This is a genomic window from Rhodoblastus sphagnicola, assembly GCF_002937075.1.
In the GTDB taxonomy this organism is placed as follows: domain Bacteria; phylum Pseudomonadota; class Alphaproteobacteria; order Rhizobiales; family Beijerinckiaceae; genus Rhodoblastus; species Rhodoblastus sphagnicola.
The window spans coordinates 1-8,743 of sequence record NZ_NHSJ01000099.1; the positions used below are offsets into that span (position 1 = coordinate 1).

Genomic DNA, 8,743 nt, shown 5'->3' on the forward strand with positions numbered 1-8,743 from the left:
CTTCAGATTGTCGGGAACCAGTAGCCTCGGGACGCCGCCGAAAAAACGGAACATGCGCACATGCGCGCCGATCCAGTCCGGCAATTGCTGGGTCCAGGTCGCCTCGGCATAGGTGAGGTTCGAGGCGTTGAGCGCGCCGACGAAAATCTCCGCCTCGCGGATTTCCCCGGCGGCGGGATCGACGATCCAAATCCGCTTGCCTGAGTAGACCGCTAGACCGCTCCGACCTTGCCAAGGCATACCTCCGCCACCATCCGGTCGAACCCGATGCGTTACACGCCGCCTGCGGCGGAGCGGCAACGATCCCCGTCGAGCGTTTCGATCTCGGAGAAACCCAAAGCCGACATCGATCCCGCATGCCGTATTGCAGCGCACGGCTTTCCCGGTTGTGCAACACCTGATGAGCGGAGGACTGGCGCACATGAAGGATCGCGCCCGAGACGGCAGCGGATGGCAAACTACCGGCATAACCAATCGCGGGAATTGCTTATTTAGCCGCAGACCTGTCCAGCCAACCGGGGCCACCTCAGTGAAGGCTTTCTGACGGGCGAAAGTCCGAAGCTCGAACGCGCCAGTCTCGGATGTCCGGGTCGCCCAGGGGCGAAACGCCGCTTTAACCGAGAACCGTTACATCCGATTTGCAATCCTTGCGTCTGCCGAGGCATTGAATAGCAAGGCGTTGATTAATATGGCGATTATGAAAGATTATGATTTGACGACATAATATAATAATTAATTGACTGACGTTGCATTAAATATAAGATGATTTCTGGCTGCTGTACACGTGCGATGCTAATCGCAAGAAAACCGCGTCACGGAGCGAGCGTCATGCATCATGTAAACATCCGCCTGCTGGGCGAGAAATTTTTGCGCTCGACAAAGGAAAGTGGCGTTGTCCATGCACTTGTACAGGGCTTCAACTCTCTATTGAAAAGTAATAAAATTGATGAATTCGATTTGAGATACGGAACTGACACATCCGGTGTAATTCCTCTTTGGCGGATGCACATCAACTCAGCCAATGTCAATTGTGGAGTTCGATATCAAGCAATACCGGTAGAGCAGTTTCGTTTAGCCATAGGGACGATCCAAGAAAATTTGTCATCATTTTACTTTGTTGACTTAGGTTGTGGAAAGGGTAGGAATCTCATACTTGCAGCGAAAATGGGTTTCGCGAAGGTTGTCGGCGTAGAGTTCGCGCGGGAGCTGGCGTGCATAGCGAAAACAAATCTTGAGACTCTCGGCATAGACAACGGTGTCATATTGTGTGATGACGCCGTCAATTTTCGCCTAGAAGATAATGATACGTTAATTTATATGTATAACCCATTTTCCGAAGCCGTAATGCAAATAGTCGCTGATAATATTGTAGACTTTATTGAAAATAATCCAACACGAAAAATATATATAGTATACCACGGGACGGTATGTCGACATATATTCGATAACATATCACGTATTGAAAGGGTTGTTCCAAATGGGATCAGTTGCGACGCTCTAATATGGAAATCAAGGCAACCTTTTAGCTCGCCCTATTCATGAGGCGGTTGGTTTCGTGAAGAGGTTTTGCATGTGTTGCTTCCGGGCGCGTGGCTCCGTTCCGGGTTAGGCGGCGCAGGCGGGCGCACACCCCAAGCCAGCTCTAGTGTCGCCGACGGCGCTTTCTCGTGCAGGTTCGGCATCGATAGCCCCCGCGCCCAGCAAGTGGCTGCCGGCGCTGGGTCGGGCCGCCTCCAACGACAACGGGCGTTATTTGTCGATCCGAATCTCAAGGTTGAAAGTCAGGGTCGAGTTTACGCCGTCGCCATAATAACCGCCTTCGACCGGCATGGTCGAGCGCTGATCCGGTCCCGAGCAGAGCGCGACATGACCTTCGCTCACGGCGACGCCATGAGTCGGGTCATAGCCCCGCCACCCGGCGCCGGGAAGGAAAACCTCCGGCCATGCATGCAGATGCCTTCTGCCGTCAGGCGTTTCGGCCTGCCCCTGGTAGCCGCTCACGAAGCGCGCCGGCAGGCCGACGCTGCGCGCGGCTGTCATGAACAGAAGGGCGAGATCACGGCATGCGCCCTTTGCCTTCGTCAACGTCTCTTCGGGATCTTGCGCGTAGCCGGCGTCGCGGATTCGCCGTTCCGTGCGAGAGAACAGTTCGCTATTGAGTTCGTCAAGAAAGATGAGGGCGTCGCCGCCGCTGCGCGCGGCCAGTTCGGCGGCGAAACTCCGCACTTTCAGCCCCGCTTCGCCCGCGAATTCGGCCCAGGCGCCGCACTCCGGCTCGGCGCCTCCCTGTAGGCGCCACGGCAGGGACGGGAGAGCGTTCTCGACATGCTTCGGCGGCGCCGTCTCCAGTTCGAAGCAGCTCTCGATCCACAAGCGATCGGTCACGCCGGCAAAATCAACCTGTGTCGTCCGGTTCGCGTGATGGTCTGACACCGTGGCCTGCAATGCCGGCGCTGGCTCGATCCGTAGACGCTCGCGCTGTATCGTCACATCGGTGTGCCGCGGATGCAGTCGCACCAGGTGTCTGCACAGCCGCACCGGAGCCGAATAGGAATAGAGCGTGCTGTGGCGAACGGAGAAACGCATCAAAGTCCCAATCGGTGTGCCTGATATAGCTCGATGGAGCGGCAAGTTCCCCACGATGATATGCCGAAAGACGCGCGATGAAGAGGGGCAGGGGCGACCGTCGCCGCGTCCTTCGCAACCAGCGACAGGAAGTCATGCGCGGCGCGATCGCAGACATCGATCAGTATTCGATCACATGCCGTCACACGGGGCAGTCGCGAGATGATCTTAGCGATCAATTGAGTCGCAAAGCGTCGAGGAAATCTCGGTCAGGTTAATAGCGCCTTCAGGATCGTCAGCAGGATCGCCGCCCCGACGAAGAGGAGCCACGCCCGGCGAGAGTCCTTGCGGGCCTGCATCTTCTTGGACTCCTTGGCCGACATTGGCGGCGACTTCTCGTTCAGTCGCCCGCGTTCACGAATGGCGTTGGGATCAAACTTGAATACGTTTGACATCCGTTTCTCCGTCATGTTGCCGGCTGGATCAAATAGTTCCTTGCGGTCGTCGAAGGCAATCGCGCCGGAACGGTCGCTTGCCCGGAGACGCCCTCCGAGGGAACGGCTGCCGTTCTGAATCGGCTGCCGCCGTGATTTTCGATTGCGACGACCTCAGGAACGCGGTCCATATGCATACCAACAACTGGTCCTGCCTTGGTGGATTGAAATGATCATCCCCGCCCTCCATGCGCGAAAGGCCCTGAAACCGTGACAGCCCTTGCCAAACTCAAGCACCGTTTCGAACGCATCGCCATCATCAATGAAGCCTCCTCGATGCTGGCCTGGGATTCCTCGGTGATGATGCCGCCGGGCGGGGCGGCGGCGCGAGGCGATCAGCTTGCGGTGCTGGCGGGCCTGTCGCACCAGTTGCTCACCGATCCGGCCACGGCGGAATGGCTGGCGGCGGCTTCAGCGCCCGCCCAAGAGCCCGCAGATGAATGGGAGGCGGCCAATCTTCGCCTGATACGCCGCGCCCATGCCCGCGCGATCGCCCTGCCGGGCGAACTGGTCGAGGCGCAGTCGCGCGCAAATTCCAGATGCGAGAAAGTCTGGCGCCAGGCGCGGCAGGAGTCCGATTACGCCCGCGTGAAGCCGTATCTGGCCGAGGTGCTGAAGCTGGTGCGGGAAGCCGCCCGGTTGTGGGCCGAACAATCCGGCTCCACGCCTTATGACGCGTTGATGGATGGTTTCCAGCCCGGCATTGGCGCTGCGGACGTGGCGCCGGTGTTTGCGCGCTATGAAACGTTTTTACGCGAGACTCTCGATGAGATCGAGGCGCGTCAGGCAGACGGGCCGGCGCCCGTCGCGCCTGCCGGCCCGTTTCCGGCTGATCGGCAGGAGGCGCTGTGCCGCAAGCTTTCCGAGCGCATCGGGCTTGATTATACGCGCGCCCGGCTCGATCGATCAGCGCATCCGTTTTCGGGCGGGACGCCGACCGACACGCGCATCACCACACGTTACGACGAGGCCGATTTCACCAGCGCGGCGCTCGGGGTGATTCATGAGACCGGCCACGCGCTGTATGAGCAGCGCTTGCCGTCCGCGTGGGCGCGTCAGCCGGTCGGCGAGGCGGCGGGGATGGCGGCGCATGAGAGCCAAAGCCTGATCGTGGAGATGCAGGCGGGGCGGTCGGATGCGTTTCTGCGCTTTCTGGCCCCCGAACTGGCGGCGACGTTTGGTCCGGACCCCGCGTTCGAGGCGGGTAATCTGGCGCGGCTGTGGCGGCGGGTGCATCGCGGCTTCATTCGCGTGGAAGCCGATGAAGTCACTTATCCGGCGCATGTGATCCTGCGCTTCCGGCTTGAGCAGGCGCTGATTGGCGGCGATCTGGGTCTGAATGATCTGCCTGCCGCGTGGAACGACGGGATCAAGGCGCTGCTCGGCATCGCGCCGCCCGACGACGCCCGAGGCTGTTTGCAGGATATTCACTGGTACGACGGGCTGTTTGGCTATTTCCCAAGCTACACGCTGGGCGCGATGGCTGCGGCGCAACTGATGGCCGCGGCCCGGCGCGAGGCGCCGGCGATCGACGAGGCGTTGGGCGTTGGCAGCATGGCGCCGTTGCAGGATTGGCTCACGCGGAAGGTCCATGTCTTCGGCAGCCGCTATGGATTCAATGACTTGCTGCGTCACGCCACGGGTTCGGCGCTGAGCGCCGATGCGTTCGAGGCGCATTTGCGGGCGCGCTACTTGGGGTGATGGCGGCAACGAAACAAGGACATGGGAAGGCAAGCTTGCCGTAGCCTCCAAAGGCGTCCGCCTGGAAGATTCCGAAATATCCGGCCAGCGTCGCCATGCAACCGCTCAGCCGCCATCACATGCGCCTCCACCAGCCGCAAAACGGCGCGAGCGCCGCGCACAAAGAGTCCACGGCGTCCGCCATGGTCTGATGATCGCGCCGATGGATTTCGCCGCCGCGCAGGCCAGCGCCCCGGATCTGGACGCCGGGCGACCGGGCGATCTCGCGACATGCCAGACCTGCGCGCATGAAACTCCGCGCCGCGCCAGGGGTTTTATGTCATCGGCGTGCGCGGCGACTTCGACGACGAGACGGAAATCGCCCGCTTGCGGCGGCAGGGATGTGTCGTCGAGGCGGTCGAGACCGACCAGATCGAGGCCTTCACGCCATATTTGCTTGGCGCGGTAAGGCGGGCGAACGCGCCGCGGACATGATTTTGAGGGCTGGCGGCGCGCGCCCCCTTTCGCGCAAGCCGCGCAAGCCGCCTTGCCAACCGCCGCCAATCTGGTTATGGAGGACTGCGCCGCTTCGCGGACGCCGCAATAGCTCAGCTGGTAGAGCACCTCATTCGTAATGAGGGGGTCGGGGGTTCGAATCCCTCTTGCGGCACCATCAAAATCAAGCACTTACGAGCCAAAAGGCCAAAGATCAGCGCTGCTGAGATTTTCCGGGGTAACTCCTGGGGTAACAATCGGCTCGGGGCTTGGGCTTTATCGTTCATGGCCACGCACGGGCGGTTCGCCCATGATTCGCTGCGCCAATCTATCCGCGGGGAGCGCGATCGATGTCCCGACCAAGATCGACATGAAGGCTTGCCCCCGACCATCGCGGCATTTAATCAAGAAAGGGTGCCGTTTTCGGCGCCCTTTTCGTTTTTCTATTGCTTGACAGCTATCGCGGCGCTCATTTCCTGCGTGGCTTCGGAGAAGGCATCCCTCCCCTGAGTATTTCCATGGCTCTCGCGAACGCCGCAGCCGATCTGGCCCTGTCGGTTGCTCGGCAAGCCCTGCCGAACTTTCGATTGTTCCGAGGTGAGTTTTGTGGAGGCGCCACGCAAAGCCGGTGGCGGCCGCCAGTCGGCGCGCGCCGCGACCTCCGCTTCCTTGTCGGCGATGAACTTGACCAGCTTTTTCGGATCGAACGTCCATTGCTTGCCGATCTTCGCGGCGCCGGGCAACTCGCCCTTGCCTGCCAGGTTTTGGACGGTCCGAGGCGTGACGCCCAACATCTCCGCTGCCGCTTTGGCTTTGATTCGCTTGGGTTGGCCGTCCATCGTGGCGCTCTGTTCGGAATTGGGCACGAAAAACCCCGCGATCGGTTTCCACCGTGCGGGGCATCTGTCCTTGGCGTCTGTACATCCGAGCTCGCCTTGGAATTACTTAGCATAATGCCTGGTGCTTATGGCGAACTTATGACGATCCAGGCGACCGTGCCGCGCTAAATCGACCAATTCCACAACCAAAGGGCCGCTGCGACACCCGCCGCGGCCCTTTTTTTCGAAAACTCGCTGATCGCGCTACCCGACCAAAGCGCAAACCTTGGGCTGAACCTTCGCGGGCAGGTCGCCAATATAGGCGTTCCGGCGCCGCACCCCGCTTTCCCGTTCTCTGGTGGATGCGACGGTGGCGTCGCGCGGCCGCCTCGTCTCGTAGGCCAGCGAGGCATGGCCGGCGCAATAGGGTTTTGTCGGCAGGGACTGCGCACCACAAAACAGGTACACGCGCGGCTCGAATTCAGCGACAGCCCAACGGCAATGACCTTGGCCCAATTCTTCAAGGGTCAGCACGGCGCGTCTCCAAAATGATTGCGGGCAATGCCGTCAGTTAAGACCTCATCGCCCGCCTGAGACAACGACTGGAGACAGTTCAGCCAGCCTCCGCATAATCCACGCTCCTCGTCGGTTGACACTCGCGCGCTGCGGAATACCGTCAGCAGAATTGCTACAGGCAGGAATTTGCGATGAACCCGCTTATTTTGTTCTCTGCGCTGGTGGCAGGTTTTCTGCTTTCGATCTTCACATACCGTGCAAGCGCCGGCATGGTAGAGGAATTCAGCGTCACAATAGCCACCGCAATTCAGTGCGGTTTTATGATCGCCGCAATGGCGAGTTTTTATGGCGGACTGTTCTTGGAAAAATCACATTACCGATACGCCTTGATCGGGATTGTCATGAGCATGGGTTTTTTCGGAGCGAGTCTAGGCTTCCATAAAGGTGAGCCCAGCCGGTGCTTGTCGCTTCCAGCCAAAGAACAAGAGGATTGCTATTTGCTTGAGCGGTATGAGGCTCTTGACGCGGGATATGATCGAGAACCAGACGAAGTCCACCGTGCGCGATGAAAAAGGGCCGCATCACTGCGGTCCTTTTTCCGTTGGCGGAATGCCTGCCCCGTCACGCCATGAATGAGCGCAGCAGCGCGGTGTAGCAGTCCTCGGGCATGGCCATGTAATCTACGTATGCGAACAGCGCGCCGGACTTTGCGCGAACATCCTCAACTGAGGAAACTGGATGCGCGCACAACGCCTCAAGCGCAGCGGTTTCTTCATCCAGAAGCCGGGGCAAGTCGGGGTGCTCGTCATCCGCGCGGCAAGCGACGCCATAGGCATCCTTCGCTCGGCGGTATTCGGCGATCAGCGCCAGGAGCGGGGACTCCTCCGCATTCGCCTTGCGAAGCGACGCCATCACGGCGGCGGCCGGGCCAGCGGCGAGGAACAGGCGGCGATCAGGCAAAGCGGTAGCTTTCGCCGGGGAGGCGTTATTGGACATGGTTTACTCCGTTGGGGCAGATGTGTTACGTTGGGCACCATGCCCAATCTTAAGGGCGACGTCAACGCCAAGCCCAAGGTTAAACATTATGCCCATTCTCCCGGCTCAATGCAGGGCGGCAAGAGCACTCGTCGAATTGGATCAAGCCGTCTTGGCGAAGCGGGCGAACATTTCCAGGAATGTGATCGTCGACTTCGAGAAGGGGCGGCGGACGCCAACGACAAACAACATGGCCGCGATACAGGCCGCTCTTGAAGCCGCTGGCGTCGAGTTCATCGCCGCAGACGGCGGCGGAGCAGGCGTGAGGATGAAAACGCCCTCGCCGTTTGGCGTGTAACGCAGGCAGAGAAGCCTTTCACCACAGCTGCGCTCGCGCGCAAAAATGGATTATGCTCCCGCAGCAATTGCGAGCCGGGGCCGCCGACGCGTGCGTGCAGATACCTGCGGATCGCCCTTTATTTTTGTTTTAGCAATCCACGGAGAAGTCCGTTGACGCAGGGCTGTTCAGTTCTTAATACAGTCGAGGCATAGCGAGGAGTAAGTATCCCCCGGCAAAGCCGGGGGCTTTAGGGACGTGAGCCGCTCAAAGCGGCAGATGGGGACGCTAAGGCGTCCCCGGATTATGGGGCCACCTGAAGGTGGCCGTCAGCGCCAGAGGTTCAGTTGTTCGAACCGCTGATCCTCTTGTTCTTGGTGTCGGATGTATTCGCGGATCACGGCTTCGTCGCGACCAACCGTCGAGACAAAATATCCGCGCGCCCAAAAATGCTGGCCTATGAAGCCACGCTTGCGTTCGCCGTAAACCCGAGCCAAATGGATCGCGCTCTTCCCCTTCATATATCCGATCACTTGGCTGACCGCGTATTTCAGCGGGATCGACAGCATCATGTGAACATGGTCGGGCATCAAATGCCCCTCCTCCACCCTGCTCTCCCGCTGCTCCGCCAGTTTCCGCAGAACCTCACCAAGATGCTTCCGTAACTCGCCGTACAGCGCCTTGCGTCGGAAATTCGGAATGAAAACGACGTGGTATTTGCACTCCCATTGAACCGCGCCGGGTTTGCCGGAGGCCATTTTGTTCAAATCAGGCCGCGATGGCGGTCTGATTTAGCGAGGCGTAGTAACGCGCCTCGGCCTCGGCTGGCGGGATGTTGCCGATCGGCTCCAGCAGCCTGCGGT

11 protein-coding genes, 1 tRNA gene and 1 pseudogene are annotated in these 8,743 nt (G+C 59.9%); 5 read left to right on the forward strand and 8 right to left on the reverse strand.

What is annotated here, in order from left to right:
* Positions 1 to 180: pseudogene (locus CCR94_RS16135) on the reverse strand (IS21 family transposase); the annotation flags it as partial.
* Between the two features lie 648 nt (positions 181 to 828).
* Between CCR94_RS16135 and CCR94_RS24640 the strand changes: the two are divergent.
* Positions 829 to 1,542, forward strand: a complete 714-nt coding sequence (locus CCR94_RS24640; RefSeq protein WP_158254795.1) for a class I SAM-dependent methyltransferase — start codon at positions 829 to 831, stop codon at positions 1,540 to 1,542.
* A 207-nt stretch (positions 1,543 to 1,749) separates the two neighbouring features.
* Here the strand turns inward: CCR94_RS24640 and CCR94_RS16145 are convergent, their stop codons facing one another.
* Both CCR94_RS16145 and CCR94_RS16150 read right to left on the reverse strand, forming a co-directional pair.
* Positions 1,750 to 2,586 (reverse strand): transglutaminase family protein, encoded by an 837-nt coding sequence (locus CCR94_RS16145; RefSeq protein WP_104508874.1) that lies wholly within the window; start codon positions 2,584 to 2,586, stop codon positions 1,750 to 1,752.
* Between the two features lie 248 nt (positions 2,587 to 2,834).
* Entirely contained in the window at positions 2,835 to 3,020 is a 186-nt protein-coding gene (locus CCR94_RS16150; protein ID WP_104508875.1) for a hypothetical protein, read from the reverse strand.
* A gap of 249 nt (positions 3,021 to 3,269) precedes the next feature.
* On the opposite strand from CCR94_RS16150, the gene CCR94_RS16155 reads away from it, so the two are divergent.
* A complete protein-coding gene (locus CCR94_RS16155) occupies positions 3,270 to 4,760 on the forward strand; it encodes a carboxypeptidase M32 (protein ID WP_104508876.1) in 1,491 nt (496 codons plus the stop codon).
* Between the two features lie 115 nt (positions 4,761 to 4,875).
* On the opposite strand, the gene CCR94_RS25135 is transcribed toward CCR94_RS16155, so the two are convergent.
* Positions 4,876 to 5,049: a hypothetical protein gene (locus CCR94_RS25135; RefSeq protein WP_158254796.1), complete on the reverse strand. Its 174-nt coding sequence runs from the start codon at positions 5,047 to 5,049 to the stop codon at positions 4,876 to 4,878.
* 287 nt (positions 5,050 to 5,336) lie between these two features.
* On the opposite strand from CCR94_RS25135, the gene CCR94_RS16160 reads away from it, so the two are divergent.
* Positions 5,337 to 5,412: transfer RNA gene (locus CCR94_RS16160), tRNA-Thr, on the forward strand.
* 265 nt (positions 5,413 to 5,677) lie between these two features.
* On the opposite strand, the gene CCR94_RS16165 is transcribed toward CCR94_RS16160, so the two are convergent.
* Positions 5,678 to 6,100: a helix-turn-helix domain-containing protein gene (locus CCR94_RS16165; protein WP_104508877.1), complete on the reverse strand. Its 423-nt coding sequence runs from the start codon at positions 6,098 to 6,100 to the stop codon at positions 5,678 to 5,680.
* Positions 6,101 to 6,316: 216 nt separating this feature from the next.
* On the reverse strand, positions 6,317 to 6,586 hold the full coding sequence (locus tag CCR94_RS16170; protein ID WP_104508878.1) for a GcrA family cell cycle regulator: 270 nt from the start codon (positions 6,584 to 6,586) through the stop codon (positions 6,317 to 6,319).
* 173 nt (positions 6,587 to 6,759) lie between these two features.
* Here CCR94_RS16170 and CCR94_RS16175 point away from each other — a divergent pair, with 173 nt between their 5' ends.
* Complete coding sequence (locus CCR94_RS16175; RefSeq protein ID WP_104508879.1) at positions 6,760 to 7,137, forward strand: hypothetical protein; 378 nt, start codon at positions 6,760 to 6,762, stop codon at positions 7,135 to 7,137.
* Positions 7,138 to 7,189: 52 nt separating this feature from the next.
* On the opposite strand, the gene CCR94_RS16180 is transcribed toward CCR94_RS16175, so the two are convergent.
* On the reverse strand, positions 7,190 to 7,564 hold the full coding sequence (locus CCR94_RS16180) for a hypothetical protein (protein WP_146090049.1): 375 nt from the start codon (positions 7,562 to 7,564) through the stop codon (positions 7,190 to 7,192).
* Positions 7,565 to 7,652: 88 nt separating this feature from the next.
* Here CCR94_RS16180 and CCR94_RS16185 point away from each other — a divergent pair, with 88 nt between their 5' ends.
* The gene (locus CCR94_RS16185; protein ID WP_104508881.1) at positions 7,653 to 7,901 is read left to right on the forward strand and encodes a helix-turn-helix domain-containing protein; all 249 of its coding nucleotides are present in this window, start codon (positions 7,653 to 7,655) and stop codon (positions 7,899 to 7,901) included.
* Between the two features lie 308 nt (positions 7,902 to 8,209).
* Here CCR94_RS16185 and tnpA read toward each other — a convergent pair whose 3' ends face one another.
* Positions 8,210 to 8,638 (reverse strand): IS200/IS605 family transposase, encoded by a 429-nt coding sequence (gene tnpA, locus CCR94_RS16190; RefSeq protein ID WP_104508882.1) that lies wholly within the window; start codon positions 8,636 to 8,638, stop codon positions 8,210 to 8,212.
* Between the last annotated feature and the right edge of the window lie 105 nt (positions 8,639 to 8,743).

What these genes read in the sequence shown, in the direction of transcription:
- tnpA (WP_104508882.1), bottom strand. Translation starts at nt 8,638, where the DNA reads ATGGCCTCCGGCAAACCCGGCGCGGTTCAATGGGAGTGCAAATACCAC.
- CCR94_RS25135 (WP_158254796.1), bottom strand. Translation starts at nt 5,049, where the DNA reads ATGCGCGCAGGTCTGGCATGTCGCGAGATCGCCCGGTCGCCCGGCGTC.
- CCR94_RS16150 (WP_104508875.1), bottom strand. Translation starts at nt 3,020, where the DNA reads ATGTCAAACGTATTCAAGTTTGATCCCAACGCCATTCGTGAACGCGGG.
- CCR94_RS24640 (WP_158254795.1), top strand. Translation starts at nt 829, where the DNA reads ATGCATCATGTAAACATCCGCCTGCTGGGCGAGAAATTTTTGCGCTCG.
- CCR94_RS16145 (WP_104508874.1), bottom strand. Translation starts at nt 2,586, where the DNA reads ATGCGTTTCTCCGTTCGCCACAGCACGCTCTATTCCTATTCGGCTCCG.
- CCR94_RS16185 (WP_104508881.1), top strand. Translation starts at nt 7,653, where the DNA reads ATGCCCATTCTCCCGGCTCAATGCAGGGCGGCAAGAGCACTCGTCGAA.
- CCR94_RS16180 (WP_146090049.1), bottom strand. Translation starts at nt 7,564, where the DNA reads ATGTCCAATAACGCCTCCCCGGCGAAAGCTACCGCTTTGCCTGATCGC.
- CCR94_RS16175 (WP_104508879.1), top strand. Translation starts at nt 6,760, where the DNA reads ATGAACCCGCTTATTTTGTTCTCTGCGCTGGTGGCAGGTTTTCTGCTT.